At 62.0% G+C, this 14,310-nt stretch carries 12 protein-coding genes; 3 read left to right on the top strand and 9 right to left on the bottom strand.

Annotated features, from left to right (window positions below; genetic code table 11):
* Position 1 precedes the first annotated feature (1 nt).
* Positions 2 to 952 carry an FAD binding domain-containing protein gene (locus tag ACZ9EJ_RS27045; protein WP_046627020.1) on the bottom strand — a complete coding sequence of 317 codons (951 nt, stop codon included), beginning with the start codon at positions 950 to 952 and terminating at the stop codon, positions 2 to 4.
* Positions 949 to 1,587, bottom strand: coding sequence for an aldehyde dehydrogenase iron-sulfur subunit PaoA (gene paoA, locus ACZ9EJ_RS27050; RefSeq protein WP_046627022.1), 639 nt, complete (start codon positions 1,585 to 1,587; stop codon positions 949 to 951). Before paoA ends, ACZ9EJ_RS27045 begins: the two co-directional genes overlap by 4 nt.
* A gap of 675 nt (positions 1,588 to 2,262) precedes the next feature.
* Between paoA and ACZ9EJ_RS27055 the strand changes: the two genes are divergently transcribed.
* The 3 genes from ACZ9EJ_RS27055 to ACZ9EJ_RS27065 all read left to right on the top strand — a co-directional run bounded on the left by ACZ9EJ_RS27055 (position 2,263) and on the right by ACZ9EJ_RS27065 (position 5,333).
* Positions 2,263 to 3,222 carry a helix-turn-helix domain-containing protein gene (locus tag ACZ9EJ_RS27055; protein WP_046627025.1) on the top strand — a complete coding sequence of 320 codons (960 nt, stop codon included), beginning with the start codon at positions 2,263 to 2,265 and terminating at the stop codon, positions 3,220 to 3,222.
* Between the two features lie 155 nt (positions 3,223 to 3,377).
* Positions 3,378 to 4,886 (top strand): aldehyde dehydrogenase, encoded by a 1,509-nt coding sequence (gene adh / locus ACZ9EJ_RS27060; RefSeq protein WP_046627027.1) that lies wholly within the window; start codon positions 3,378 to 3,380, stop codon positions 4,884 to 4,886.
* A gap of 72 nt (positions 4,887 to 4,958) precedes the next feature.
* On the top strand, positions 4,959 to 5,333 hold the full coding sequence (locus tag ACZ9EJ_RS27065) for a DUF779 domain-containing protein (protein WP_046627029.1): 375 nt from the start codon (positions 4,959 to 4,961) through the stop codon (positions 5,331 to 5,333).
* A gap of 282 nt (positions 5,334 to 5,615) precedes the next feature.
* Here the strand turns inward: ACZ9EJ_RS27065 and ACZ9EJ_RS27070 are convergent, their stop codons facing one another.
* The 7 genes from ACZ9EJ_RS27070 to ACZ9EJ_RS27100 are packed head-to-tail and all read right to left on the bottom strand — an operon-like array spanning position 5,616 to position 14,280.
* The gene (locus ACZ9EJ_RS27070) at positions 5,616 to 8,159 is read right to left on the bottom strand and encodes a penicillin acylase family protein (protein ID WP_476100167.1); all 2,544 of its coding nucleotides are present in this window, start codon (positions 8,157 to 8,159) and stop codon (positions 5,616 to 5,618) included.
* Positions 8,160 to 8,168: 9 nt separating this feature from the next.
* Positions 8,169 to 9,164, bottom strand: a complete 996-nt coding sequence (locus ACZ9EJ_RS27075; RefSeq protein ID WP_046627033.1) for an ABC transporter ATP-binding protein — start codon at positions 9,162 to 9,164, stop codon at positions 8,169 to 8,171.
* Positions 9,161 to 10,156, bottom strand: coding sequence for an ABC transporter ATP-binding protein (locus ACZ9EJ_RS27080; RefSeq protein WP_251090791.1), 996 nt, complete (start codon positions 10,154 to 10,156; stop codon positions 9,161 to 9,163). The genes ACZ9EJ_RS27075 and ACZ9EJ_RS27080 overlap by 4 nt, the downstream gene beginning before the upstream one ends.
* A 6-nt stretch (positions 10,157 to 10,162) precedes the next feature.
* Positions 10,163 to 10,945 carry an SDR family NAD(P)-dependent oxidoreductase gene (locus ACZ9EJ_RS27085; RefSeq protein ID WP_046627035.1) on the bottom strand — a complete coding sequence of 261 codons (783 nt, stop codon included), beginning with the start codon at positions 10,943 to 10,945 and terminating at the stop codon, positions 10,163 to 10,165.
* A 28-nt stretch (positions 10,946 to 10,973) separates the two neighbouring features.
* On the bottom strand, positions 10,974 to 11,837 hold the full coding sequence (locus ACZ9EJ_RS27090; RefSeq protein WP_046627037.1) for an ABC transporter permease: 864 nt from the start codon (positions 11,835 to 11,837) through the stop codon (positions 10,974 to 10,976).
* Positions 11,838 to 11,847: 10 nt separating this feature from the next.
* Positions 11,848 to 12,768: an ABC transporter permease gene (locus ACZ9EJ_RS27095; RefSeq protein ID WP_046627039.1), complete on the bottom strand. Its 921-nt coding sequence runs from the start codon at positions 12,766 to 12,768 to the stop codon at positions 11,848 to 11,850.
* An 18-nt stretch (positions 12,769 to 12,786) separates the two neighbouring features.
* Entirely contained in the window at positions 12,787 to 14,280 is a 1,494-nt protein-coding gene (locus ACZ9EJ_RS27100) for an ABC transporter substrate-binding protein (RefSeq protein ID WP_046627041.1), read from the bottom strand.
* Between the last annotated feature and the right edge of the window lie 30 nt (positions 14,281 to 14,310).

Here is a 14,310-nt window from a genome sequence, read left to right on the forward strand (position 1 = left end):
TTTAACCCCTTGCCTGAGCGATAACTGCGCCGAGCGTGCGCTCGACAAGGTCGATTTTGAAACGGTTCTGCTCGGTCGGACGGGCGTCCGCCATGAGAACGCCGGCGGCAGCCTTTGCGCCCTGTTTGAGCTCGACGTCCGCCTCTTCAAGCCGCCAAGGCTTGTGGGCAACGCCTCCAACGGCAACGCGACCCGTTCCGTCCGGCTGAATGATCGCACCGATGGAGACGAGGGCGAAGGCATAGGACGCGCGGTCCCTCACCTTTCTGTAGATCTGCTTGCCACCGATCGGCGGCGGCAGGACCACCGCGGTGATGATTTCGCCCAGTTCGAGAACAGTCTCGATATGCGGCGTATTTCCGGGAAGACGGTGAAAGTCCTTTATTGGAATGGATCGCTTGGTGCCGTCGGCCTTGACGGTCTCCACTACCGCATCGAGCGCGCGCATCGCAATTGCCATGTCGCTCGGATGCGTGGCGATGCAGGCATTGCTCGTTCCGACGACTGCGTGCTGGCGCGTGAACCCGCCGATCGCAGAACAGCCGCTGCCCGGCTGCCGTTTGTTGCAGGCCTGGTTCGGATCGTAGAAATACGGACAGCGCGTTCGCTGCAGCAGGTTTCCGGCGGTGGTCGCCTTGTTGCGAAGCTGGCCAGAAGCACCTGCCAGCAAGGCGCGCGACAGCAGGCCGTAGTGGCGACGCACTGTTTCGTCTGCCGCAAGGGCCGTATTTCGGACAAGCGCGCCGACGCGCAGACCCGCTTCAGGTGTCGGCTCGATCTTGTCGAGGTGGAGACCGTTCACGTCGATCAGATGGGTTGGACATTCGACCTCCAACTTCATCAGATCAAGGATGTTGGTGCCACCGGCAATGAACTTCGATGCAGGGTTCGCTGCTGCAGACTTGGCGGCGCCCTCAACGGATGAGGCGCGTTCGTATGTAAAGGCCTTCATGCTTCAATTCCTCCGACTTCCGAGATGGCGTCCAGGATGTTTGAGTAGGCTCCGCACCGGCAGATGTTGCCGCTCATGCGTTCGCGGATCTCGACGGCGCTAGGCTTGACTATTTCCGTCAGATCGCCCGTGACGTGGCTCGGGATGTTCGCTTTCATCTCTTCAAGGACTGCGATGGAGGAACAGATCTGACCGGGCGTACAGTAGCCGCACTGGAAGCCATCGTGCTTGACGAACGCTGTTTGCATCGGATGAAGGTTGTCAGGCTGGCCCAGTCCTTCGATTGTCGTGATCTCATCGCCTTCGTGCATGACCGCAAGCGTCAAGCAGGAGTTGATCCGATGGCCGCCGACGATGACGGTGCATGCGCCGCACTGTCCATGGTCGCATCCCTTCTTCGTTCCGTTCAGATGCAGGTGCTCGCGCAGGGCGTCGAGAAGAGTGGTCCTGTTGTCGACATCCAGTTCGCGGCGTTCTCCGTTAACAACAAGCGCTACAGGCGTAGTCAGTTTCATGTCGCTTCCCGTTGGTTGGGCGGCTGCGTTACCTGTCGAGGTCCCCGTGACGACGACTGCGGCGGCCGACGAGATAAGAAGATCTCGGCGGGAAAGTTCCAGTAGATGTTGATCCGGCATGTCCGCTCCTCGGTTGTGACGTGGAGTGAGGGCAAGGCCTCAGGGCTTTCTCGAAAACGGGAGGTAGAGCCTGCAGTACGGAAGATTAGGCACCGTTTTTCGCATGGAGTTATCTGTCCAGCCCAAAGATGGGCCGCTACATCGTGTTGATCAGGAACCGCAGCCGCCAATCGCAGCCGGCCATCAACGCGGTCTTCCCGCTACCGTCTTCTGCCCGTCGAAGCTTCGCTCGACCACGGTACCGAACTTTGCGGCTCCAGAGCTCAGGATGACGGGATCGGCGCCAGGCGCTCTGCCTCTGCGGCCCGAACTCATCCTGGCAGAAACATGCCGTGGAAAACGCCAACAATCGGACCCATCGCCTCCCCCCGGCGACACTGATCTATCCGATGGCACTCAGCAGCTCGTCGAACTTGGCCACCTGGATGCGCAGCCGCGCAAAGCCGAGGCTCCACGAGACCTGCAGAACTGTCCACGGCCTATATGGGGGAAAGTGACCGGTCCCCTACCCTCCAGTCTGACGGGTCGCACTTGATGTCGGTCCTCTACAAAACCACCAACTGTCACAATCTTGCGACAGTTACGCCTGGTCATGCGACAATCTTCATATTTCAGCAGTCTTGCGGAGACTGCCGCTTTCCGACAGAGTGGTCTCGCGTTCCGTGGGAGGAGCCGATGCACGACCACTCCGCGCATGCGGGTCATGTCTATACAAGCGCGCAGCAGAATTCAGCTGCGGCAAGTTCACCGATCGTGGCTTCATGGCGGCGTTGCATGACCATGCATCAGCTGGCGCCGGAGGACGAGCGCGCGCCTCTGCGGCTTACTGATCACGAATTCCGGCGGGCATGCGAGCAATCGGAGCAATTGATCAAGGATGCGACCGATGAGCTCGACCGACTTTTTGCGACGGTCGGCAAAGCGGGTTGTTGCTTGCTGCTGACAGACCGCAATGGCATTGCGCTGGAACGCCGGGGCAACGCCGGCGACGATAAGGAGTTTAACGATCTCGGCCTCTGGACCGGATCGATCTGGACGGAGGCAAGCATTGGCACGAACGGCATCGGCACCGCGCTTGCCGATGAGCGTGCCGTTGCGATCTTCCGTGACCAGCATTTCTACTGCTCCAACATTCGTCTCAGCTGCACGACCGCGCCGATCCGCGATCATCGCGGTCAGCTCGCAGCCGCACTCGACATTTCCACCTGCCGCGACGATGTCAACGAGATGACGCTGTCGATCCTCTCGCAGACGGTGCGCGACTCGGCGCTGCGCATAGAGCTCAATATTTTCCGCAGTGCTTTTAGCGGCGCGCGTTTCCTGATGGTGCCATCGGGCGTGAATTCTGGGGCAGCGTTGCTCGCCGTAGACAGGCACGATCTGGTGCTCGGAGCCACCCGCGCGGCGCGGTTGGCGCTGAAGCTCGATGACCGGCAGATTGCGGCGGGGGTTCCCGCAGCCGACGCGCTTCATGAAAGCCGCGCCACAAACGGCGATGCGCTTCTGGACGCAGAGCGTGCGGCCCTGTTGCGAGCGCTCACCCGCACCAACGGCAACGTCTCGCGAGCTGCGATGGATCTCGGCATGAGCCGCGCGACGCTCCATCGCAAGATGAAGAAACTCGATCTCCACTGAACAAGCTCGCGCATTTCGAAGTTCGATCATCATGTCGCAACTGTGCGACACTGTGCGCTGCAACAATGCGTCGCGCGTCTGGTTCGACCATCAAAATACGCGCAGATTTCCTCCACTGGTTCACTCCTGAACCTGGTCCATCTAGGGAGGATGACATGTTGCATCAGAAGATCGTTGAGACGCCTTTTAAACTGAGATACGGCAACTTTATCGGTGGCGAGTGGCGCGAGCCGATCGAAGGCAGATATTTCGACAATATTACGCCGGTCACCGGCGGCAAGCTCTGCGAAATCCCGCGCTCCGACGAGAAGGACATCAACGCGGCCCTTGATGCAGCCCATGCCGCGAAGGACAGATGGGCGATGACTTCGCCGGCCGACCGCTCCAATATCCTGATGAAGATCGCCCAGCGCATGGAGGATTCGCTCGAAGTGCTCGCTCAGGCGGAAACCTGGGACAATGGCAAACCGATCCGCGAGACGATGGTCGCAGACATTCCGCTTGCCATCGATCACTTCCGTTATTTTGCCGCCTGCATTCGCGCGCAGGAGGGCTCTATCGGCGAAATCGATCACGATACCGTCGCCTATCACTTCCACGAGCCGCTTGGAGTCGTCGGCCAGATCATTCCCTGGAACTTCCCGATCCTGATGGCCGCCTGGAAGCTCGCTCCCGCCCTTGCGGCCGGCAACTGCGTGATTCTCAAGCCGGCCGAACAGACCCCGGCCTCGATTCTCGTCTGGGCCGAACTTGTCGGCGACCTGCTGCCGCCCGGCGTCCTCAATATCGTCAATGGCTTCGGCTTGGAAGCGGGCAAGCCGCTTGCCACCAGTCCGCGCATCGCCAAGATTGCCTTCACCGGTGAGACTTCGACGGGCCGGCTGATCATGCAATATGCCAGCCAGAACCTCATCCCTGTCACGCTCGAACTTGGCGGCAAGTCGCCGAACATCTTCTTCGACGACGTCATGGCCGAGGACGACGATTTCCTCGACAAGGCACTGGAAGGTTTTGCGATGTTTGCGCTGAACCAGGGCGAGGTCTGCACCTGCCCCAGTCGCGCCCTGATACAGGAATCGATCTATGACCGCTTCATGGAAAAGGCCGTCAAGCGCGTCGAAGCCATCAAGCAGGGCAACCCGCTCGACAGCAAGACGATGATCGGTGCGCAGGCATCGAGCGAACAGTTGGAGAAGATTCTCGCCTATCTCGATATCGGCAAGCAGGAGGGCGCCGAAGTCCTGACCGGCGGCACGCGCAACGATCTCGGCGGAGCACTCGCCAACGGCTATTACGTCAAGCCGACGATCTTCAAGGGCCACAACAAGATGCGCGTCTTCCAGGAAGAGATCTTCGGGCCGGTGGTGTCGGTTACGACCTTCAAGAACGAGAAGGAAGCATTGGAGATCGCCAACGATACGCTTTACGGCCTGGGAGCCGGCGTATGGACGCGTGACGGAAACCGTGCCTACCGCTTCGGCCGCGGGATTCAGGCAGGCCGCGTCTGGACGAATTGCTACCACGCCTATCCGGCGCACGCAGCATTCGGCGGCTACAAGCAGTCCGGTATCGGCCGCGAGACGCACAAGATGATGCTCGACCACTACCAGCAGACCAAGAACATGCTGGTAAGCTACAGCCCCAAGGCGCTCGGCTTCTTCTGAGAAGCGGGTTGATTGCAAATAACGGCCTTCTCCCTGTCCGGGGAGAAGGCTTCGCACATCAAGGAACCAAGTATGGAAACGACCGTCAACGGCGAACCGCGCGTGCTTGCAACGGATGCGGCTCTTGTTCTCATCAGCGAGATCCGCAGCGACCATCCGGATATCCTCTTTCACCAGTCCGGCGGCTGCTGCGACGGGTCGTCGCCGATGTGTTATCCGGCGGGCGAATTTCGCGTCGGGGAGATAGACGTGAAACTTGGCGAGATTGGAGGCGTGCCGGTCTACATCAGCGCCAGCCAGTTCGAGGCGTGGAAGCACACGCAACTGATCATCGATGTCGTGCCAGGCCGCGGTGGCATGTTTTCGCTCGACAACGGCCGTGAGAAACGGTTCCTCACCCGCTCGCGGCTTTTCAGCCCCATTCCGGATACCACAGGCGCTATCTGATCGGCGAATCCGGCTATTCTCGTAAAGGTCGCGGGCTTCTCTCTTCGTCGGTAAAACTAGCGACGGATCGTCGGCGCTGAAGACAGACTGCCGCAAGAGATCGGCTCGGCTAAATCCAAGCAGCACCGCAAGCGCACCGATCAGGCCGCCATAGAATGTCCGCGCGGCAGGATGGGAAATTTCACAGATCCCGCATTTGATCACGTGTCGCCTTTGAGGGGCGCACAACGGCTGGCCCCGACCGCCCCATCATCAAATGGCGCGGCGTTCAGTCCTCGCTGTTCAAGAGCCGGTCGAGCTCTTCGGGAGACATGTTGCGGAACTCACGTTCGACGTCGCGGTCATAGGATCGGTCGTTCGGCTCCCTCGGCGGCAAATGTGCTTCCTCGCAGGGGCCAGGTTCGTCTTTGTGGCACCCGATCTGAGCGGACAGCGGGGCGTCCTGTCGCACACGTCCCACTCTCGACAACTCACGCCGGCAGAAGCGTGATGAGATGGGTCGTTTCCTGGGCGATGCGGGGCGTCGCTATAAAGGAGCGGTACATATTCGCCTTTCGACCAAAGACTCGACAAGTCCCCATAATGAGGCGAACGCGGATCGCCGGATTGACCGGGTGTGTTGATGCAGACGCTGTTGTCCCAGTCGCCGATATCGAGCACGAGGCGGACCGAGGCTCCGGCGTTGACGCCGAAATCCCCCATCCGGTAGCCGGCATGCATCGGCGTTGAACGGCTTCCCCCAATGGGTAACGGGCCGACGTTCCAGTCCGTCTCACCTGCCGTCTTGATGCGGCTGGCCGCATGTTCAAAGAGCGCGCGGTGCACGTCGCCCCAGCGCCAAAGGGCCGGCTCGGAGCCGAGCCGGGTTTCGCAGTCGGAAAAGCCGGCGGAAAGTGTCGAAAGCAGCATGGTGTCGCGTTCGCCTGCGTCCCAGTGCGACCCAGGCTGGCTGAGAAGAGCCAACAAACGGTCGACATCGCCGGGTAGCAGAAGTTGGCGGACGATCGGGTTCGGTGCGAACCTTACCAGCAGTGCGGGCCGTAGATGCTTCATCCACCATATTTCGAAGAGCGCCGCCGGTGCACTCGTGCCTTCGAGGCAATAGTCCCAGCCATGGAGAAGTTCTGTCGCACGTTTCTGCCGCTCATCAAGCGCTTGACGGCTGGCAGTTTTTTCCAACAGGCCGCAGATGATCGCGGCGGGGCGGGAATAGACGTCGGTCTGCAGCGCCATCGACGTCTTCAGAGTCTGCCTGGCACCGGTTCGCAGGACCGATTTGATGCGCTCGGCGCGGCTAACCTCCGCCCATTCGTGACCGATCGACGGCGCATTTGGGTCACGGTCGGCAGGCAGGTTCATCTCGTTGGCAGACGCGACGAAACCATCGGGCGGATTACGCATGCGCGGCAACTGATCGGCGGGGATGAAGCCGTCCCATTCATGGCTGCCGTGGCCCGGCACGGGTAGCAGCCCTTCCCAATTGGGGCGCACCGGCGTGAAGCCGGCTGTGAACCAGCCGATATTGCCGTCCACATCCGCGCAGACATGGTTGACCGAAGGCGTGCCCCAGAACTCCAGCGTTTCGGAAAATCCCTGAACCGAGGCGCAGCGCATATAGGACAGGCTGCCGAGATAGGCGGCTGATCCGGGCGACAGCCAGACGGAACGCATGGCGATGACCTGCCGTTTCCGGCGGTCTTCATGCAGGATAGGGCCGTGGCGGGTGAACGAGAGCGTCAGCGTCTGGTCGGGATGGCCTTTGACCGGGAACCTCTCCTCGACGCGGGTGATCTTCTTCCAGCCGTCACCGTAGCGGTAGCGCTCCCAATCGCCGTCCTTGGTCTCGTAGACATAGACGTCTTCCTGGTCGGCGCCGAAGATGGTCAGGCCGAAGCCGATGCGGTCGTTATGGCCGAGCGAGATGCCGGGTGCGGTTGGTTCGCCAGTGCCGATGGCATTCAGTCCGGGGGCCTCGAGATGGACGAGATAACGCAAGGACGGGACCGCATGCGCGCGGTGCGGATCACTTGCAAGGATCGGCCGGCCGGTCTCGGTGCGCGAGCCGTGCACCGCCCAGTTGTTGGACCCCTCCTCAGTGATCGCCTGGACGATATCGCCGAGATCGGTGACGTCGGTCCATTTCCACACGTCGTCAAGCGGAGCCGCCAGACGGGCCTTGTCGAAGGTGACGGCCGCCGTAGCGAGCTTGAACAGACGGGCGGCGGCGAGCGGAATATCGGCAAGCGAGATCCCCTGCTCCGGTCGCGGCGAGACCGGAGGAGCAAGCTCGAAACGCAGGAGGTCGGTTTCGGCATCCGCCAGCGCCATGATATTGGCGCGCAGGATTTCGGAAATGCCGTTGCGGGTCAGCGCATGGCTGCGGATCCGCACCACGTCGGCCGGTTCCCAACGCGAGGGCCTGGTCCCGAAGAGGTCGAATTCCGGCGGCAGGCGGGCGGGCTCGGCATCGCAGAGCCGGACATACGCGTTGATTCCGGCCGCGAACGCCGTGCAGATCGCTTGCGTGTCCGGTGCGTAAGCCGTCCATTCCGGCGCCATGTCGCCGCGATAGAGGAAATGCCGGGCGGCGTGGTCCTGCGCCAGATAGCCGGGGCCGAAGTCGCCGGCGAGCAGGCCAAGGCCGCGCTTGCGCCACAGGTCGAGTTGCCACAGCCTGTCGCGAGCGGCGTTGAAGCCCTGGACGAAAAACAGGTCCTTCTCGTTTTCCGCCTTGATATGTGGGATGCCCCAGCGATCGATGCGGATTTCCGCCCGAGCTTCGAGGCCGGGCAATCGAAAGGTTGTGTTGGCCGGGGCGTCGGTCATCTCATTCTCTCATGCATGGTGGCAGGCGACGCGCGCGCCATCGGCCCGCGATGTCAGCTCCGGTCGCTCCTTGGAGCAGATGCCGGTCGCAAGGGGGCAGCGGGTATGGAAGGCGCAACCGGAGGGGATGTTGGCCGGGCTCGGCAGTTCGCCGCCGAGTATCAGGCGCTCCCTGGAGCGTTGCACCTGCGGATCGGCTTCGGGCACAGCCGACATCAGCGCCTTGGTATAGGGGTGTTTCGGGCTGGTAAAAAAAGTGTCGCGATCTGCTATCTCGACGAAACGGCCGAGATACATGACGACGACCCGGTCGCAGATATGCCGGACCACGCCAAGGTCATGGCTGACGAAGAGATAGGAAACGCCGGTGCGCTTCTGCAGCGCCACCAGCAGGTTGAGAATCTGGGCGCGGACCGAAACATCGAGCGCCGAGACCGGCTCGTCGCAGATCAGGAGATCCGGCTCCAGGGCGAGCGCACGGGCGATCACCACGCGCTGGCGCTGGCCGCCGGAGAACTGGTGCGGATAACGGTCCGCGTGTTCGGGCCTGAGGCCCACCTGCTGCAGCAGCGTCGCGACACGCTCCTTCAGCGCCCTGCCCTTGGCGACGCCACGTACGATCAGCGGTTCGCCGATCGTGGCGCCGACGGTCGAGCGCGGATCGAGCGACAGCGCCGGATCCTGGAAGATCATCTGCACCTTGCGGCGAATGTCGTTGAGCTCGCGGCGGCGGGCGCCAACCACTTCGTCGCCGCTGATCCGCACGCTTCCCGAAATGGGAGTCTGCAGGCCGACGATCGTATTGGAAAGCGTTGACTTGCCGCAGCCGGATTCGCCGACCAGCGCGACCGTCTCCCCGCGGGCGATATCGAGATCGACGCCGTTGACGGCCTTGACCACCGGGCCGGCCTTGCCGAGCAATCCGCCGCGGCCGCCGAAATGGACGGCGACGTCGCGGATTTCGAGAACGTTGCCGTTTTTCCCGGAACTCCTAAGCTCGCTCATGCCGCCACCTCGCGGATTTCCGCCATGCGGCCGATATGCCAGCAGGCCGAGCGATGGCCTCCGCCGCAATCGAAAAGCGGCGGCTGTTCGGTGCGACACTTGTCGGTCGCGAGCGGACAACGTTCGGTGAAACGGCAACCCGCGCCGAATTCGTTCGGCGTCGGCACCGTCCCCTCGATGGTCGCGAGGTCCGCCTTTGGCGCATCATCGAGTTTGGGAACGCTGGCAAGCAGCAGGGCCGTGTAGGGGTGTTTCGGTTGCCGGAAGAGATCGTGAACTGGCGCGATCTCGGCGATACGGCCGGCATACATGACCGCCACGTCGTCGGCGATGTCGGCGACCACGCCCATATCATGGGTAATCAGCACAATCGCCGTGCCACGATCGGCGACCAGCTTCTTCATCAGGTCGAGGATCTGCGCCTGGATGGTCACGTCGAGTGCCGTGGTCGGCTCGTCGGCGACCAACACGCGCGGGCCGCAGATCAGCGCGATCGAGATCATGATGCGCTGGCACATGCCGCCGGACAATTCGAACGGATATTGATCCAGCCTTCGGGTCGGGTCGGGAATGCCGACATCGACCAGCATCTGCCGCGCCTTCTCGTAGGCCTCTGCCCTGGAGACGCCATGGTGGACCCGATAGGCCTCCGCAATCTGCGAACCGACCGTGGTCAGCGGGTCGAGCGAAGCGCTCGGTTCCTGGAAGATGATCGAGATGTCCTTGCCGCGCGCCTTGCGGAACTGTCGCTCGGAGAGCGAGGCGAGATCTGTGTTTTCGAGCATGATCCGGCCGGCGGTACGTCTGGCGGCCGGCGGCAGCAGCCCGAGCATGGCATAGGAGGTCAGCGACTTGCCGCAGCCCGACTCCCCCACCAGCGCCATGACCTTGCCGGGCGCGACGGTGAAGGAGACGTCATCGACGACATTGGCACCACCGATATCGATGGTCAGCCTGTCGACGGAAAGCAGCGGATTGACGGCGTCCATCATGTCTCCTCAGCCTGCCGTCTTTGCCCGTTCGGGGCGCTTGTAGTTGCCGATCGAATTGCCGCCATCGACGCTGATTACGGCGCCGGTGATGAAGGCCGCCTGGTCCGAGCAGAGATAGGCGATCGCGCCCGGGGCATCCTCCGGACCGCTGGCTCGGCCGAGCGGAATGTTCTTCAGCATGTTGGTGACGTATTCGTCGGAAAGCTCGCTCACTTCGCTGCCCGGCGCAAAGCCCGGCTCGACGACGTTGACGCGGATGCCGTATTCGGCCAACTCCAGTGCAAAACCCTTGGACAGACGTTCGATGGCTGTCTTCGATGTGCAATAGGGCACGGAATTCTGGTTCATCTTGCGCGCCGCGCCCGAGGAGATGTTGACGATCGAGCCGGCCTTGCCTTGCGCGATCATCAGCTTGGCGAATTCGCGCGACAGCACGAAGGGCGCGCGCAAGTTAACGCCGAAGACGCGGTCCCAGTCAGAGAACTCCATGTCGAGCAGGCTGAAGCGGGTATAGATGCCGGCATTGTTGACGAGAATATCCGGCGCCTTCCATTCCCGCTTCACGAGATCGACGAGTTCGAGCATCGAGGCGTCGCTGGTCAGTTCCGTCGCGTGTAGCAGCACCTTCGAGCGGTCGAGGTCGAGCTCGGCGACCGCCTTTTCCAGACCATCCATGCGGACGTCGCTGAGGCAAAGCTTTGCGCCTTGCCTGGCGAAATAGGCGGCGGTCCAGCGGCCGAAAATGCCGGCGGCACCGGTGATGACGATGGTCTTGTTTTCGAATTCCATGACTTAAAACCTCAACGCGCCAAATGACTCAACGGGTACGGGAACGTGGGTCGAGCTGGTCTCGCAACCAGTCGCCAAGCACGTTGACGGAAAAGACGAGCAGGAAGAGACAGGCGCCCGGAAAGGCGACAATCCACCAGGCCCGCTCGATATATTGACGGCCGACGCTCATAATCGAGCCCCAGCTCGAGGCCGGCGGCTGGATGCCGAGGCCGAGGAAGGAAAGACCGGCTTCCATCAGGATCATCAGGCCGAACTCCGCGGTGGCGACGATCAGAACCGGGCCTGCGATATTCGGCAGGATGTGATGGAAGAGAATACGCGCCGCCCCTGCCCCTGCAAGTTCCGAGGCCTTGATGAACGGCAGGTTCGCGACCTGTAGCGTCTGGGCATAGGCAACGCGGGTATAGCGCGGCCAGCGGGTAAGCCCGAGCACCAGGACCAGCTTCAGGAAGCCGGGGCCGAGCACCGCGACGGTGAGCACCGCCAGCAGGATCGCCGGGATCGACATCATGATGTCGACCAGACGCATGATGAGAATCTCGATCTTGCCGCGGAACCAGCCGGCGATCATGCCGAGCGTGACGCCGACCAGCGACGAGACGACCACAGAAAGCACCGCGACGGAGAGCGAGACACCGGCACCGTAGAGCGTGCGCGACAGCAGATCGCGGCCGAGATCGTCGGTGCCGAGCCAGTAGGTGACGCCGCGCATCTCGAAGCCCGGCGGCTTCAGGCGGCCGAGCAGGTTCTGCCGATTGGGGTCGGCTGGGGCCACCCAGGGCGCGAAGATCGCCAGAAGCACGATCACCAGGAAGATGATCGATACGATAATGACCGAGAGGGGGACCCGGCGAAGGCGTTGGCTAAGGGCGAGGACAGCGGTGCTCAAAGCCTTCTCCTTATCGGACCAGACGGATGCGCGGATCGACGAGCGCGTAGACGAAATCCGCGATCACGCTGGTCAGCACATAAACGAAGGAAATCAAAAGCACGATCACCTGGACGACCAGGAAGTCGCGCGACTGGATGGATTGGATGGCGAGCTGGCCGATGCCTGGCCAGGCGAACACCGTCTCGACGATGACCGCGCCGGCAAGCAGGTTGCCAATTTCGAGCGCCGCGATGGTGATGACCGGGATCGCGGCATTGCGCAGCACATGGCGAAACACCACGGAACCGAGCGACAGACCGCGGGCGCGCCCTGCCCTGACATAATCCTTGCCGAGTTCGTCGATAATCGAGATGCGGGTCATGCGGGCGAAGGTCGACATCGAGATCGCCCCGAGCGCCAGCGACGGCATGATCAGCGAGGCGAAATCGCCGGAGCCCGACGTCGGCAGCCAGCGCAGCGTCACGCCGAAGAAAAAGATCAGCACGATCCCAGAGAGGAAGGTCGGCACGCTCTGGCCGGTGACGACGATCGCCGTCAGCAACCGTTCGAGCCAGCCGCCGCGCCTGGTCGCCATGATGATGCCGGCCGGAATGCCCATGCCGATCGCCACCACCAGCGCGCCAGCGGCGAGCATCGCCGTATAGGGCACACGCGAAATGACGATATCGAATGCCGGCACCCGCTGGACGACGGAAATGCCGAAATCGAAATGCGCAAGGCCGCCCAGATATTCCAGGTATTGTACCCAGATCGGCCGGTCAAAACCGAGCTGGCTGCGCAGCTGGGCGATCATCTCGGCCGATGCGTCCTGCGGCACCAGCAGCAGGGTCGGATCGCCCGAGAGATGCATGACGACGAAGACGATGGTGAGAACGCCGAAGATCGCAATGATCGCCTGTATCAAACGTTCGACGGCGTATCTCAACATGATCGTGTTATCCGTCTGTTACTGCTGCCAGCTCATGTCCATGACGAACATGGCTTCATTGGCCGTCGGCTGCCATTTCAGTTTCTTGGCCGCGCCGTAGAGCGCATAGGCCTGGTAGAGGCCCATGCCCGGAACGTCGTCCTTCAGGACCTGATAGGCCTGTTCGTAGAGCTTCAGACGCTCCTTCTGGTCGAGGATGACGCGCGCCTTGTCTACCGCCTCATCGAACTTCGGGTTCGAATACTTGGCCCAGATGCTGCCGGTGCGAAACAGCGGGAAGATCACGCCGTCGACGTCCTGGCAGGCGCAGGACCATGCACCGAAGGCAAGGCCGCCGGCATTGGCGGGATCGCCCTGGCGGCGCTTGAGGAAGGTCGCCTGGTCGCTGGAGGAGATCTCCACCTTGAGGCCGGCTTCGTTGACCATCTGCTGAATGGCTTCGACGGTCGCGCGACTATAGGCGGGCGAGGTGAGGAATTCGACGGTCGCGCCTTCGGCACCAGCGGCCTTCACCAGTTCCTTCGCCTTGTCGAGATTGTACTCGTATCCCTTGACCTTGTCAGTGTAGCCGAAGACCGGTTCGGCCCCGAGCACTTCCACCGGCTTGCCGTACCCTTCGAGCAGCGCCTCGACGAGCGCCTGGCGGTCGATCGCATAGGCGATCGCCTGGCGGACGCGGACGTCCTTGGTAACGCCGCCTTGGGCATTGATGAACAGGTAGCCGATGCGCTCGGTCGGAACCGAGAGGACCTGGGAATTGCTGTCGCTCTTGATGCTCTCGGCCTGATCCGGCGGCACGTCGCGGACGAGGTCGGCCTTGCCGGTCTTCAAGTCGGCGATGCGGGTGGAGACGTCGGGCACGGTGCGGAAGATCACCTTCTGGAACGGCGGCTTGGCGCGCCAGTAGCTGCCGTAGGCTTCGAGTTCGGTCTGAACGCCCTTCTGCCAGTTGGCCATCTTGTAAGGGCCGGAACCGAGCGGTTTCAAGTTGAATTCCTGGTCGCCGACCTTTTCGACATAGGCTTTCGGCACGATCGAAAGCTTGACGAGCTGGGCGAGCAGCGCCGGATAGGCGGACTTGGTGGTCATCTTGACTACGGTCTGGCTCACCGCCTCGGCCTTGGCGATCTGGTCGAACTGCGAAAGCTGGGGGCTCTTCAACTTCGGATCGATGATGCGGTTGATCGAGAAGGCGACGTCCTCGGCCGTGAGTTTCGTACCGTCCTGGAAGGTGACGTCGTCACGGATCTGGAATTCGATCGTCTTGTCGTCGAGATATTTCCACGACTTGGCGATCTGCGGCACGATCTCGCCCTTCACGTCGCGCGTCAGAAGGTTGTCGAAGATATTGCGGTAGATCGAGTAGCTGTCGGTGTTCCACTGCAGATGCGGATCGAGCGTTGCCGCATCGTTCGGCAGGTCGATAGTCAGCGTGTCCTTGGTTTGCGCTAGCGCAGTCGACGCGGTGAACGCCAATAGCATAGCGGCGATGGATGCGAATTTGGCAGACATGTTCCTTACCCTCAATGTTGTTGCTGCTGT

The organism is Neorhizobium sp. USDA 3394, assembly GCF_056280385.1.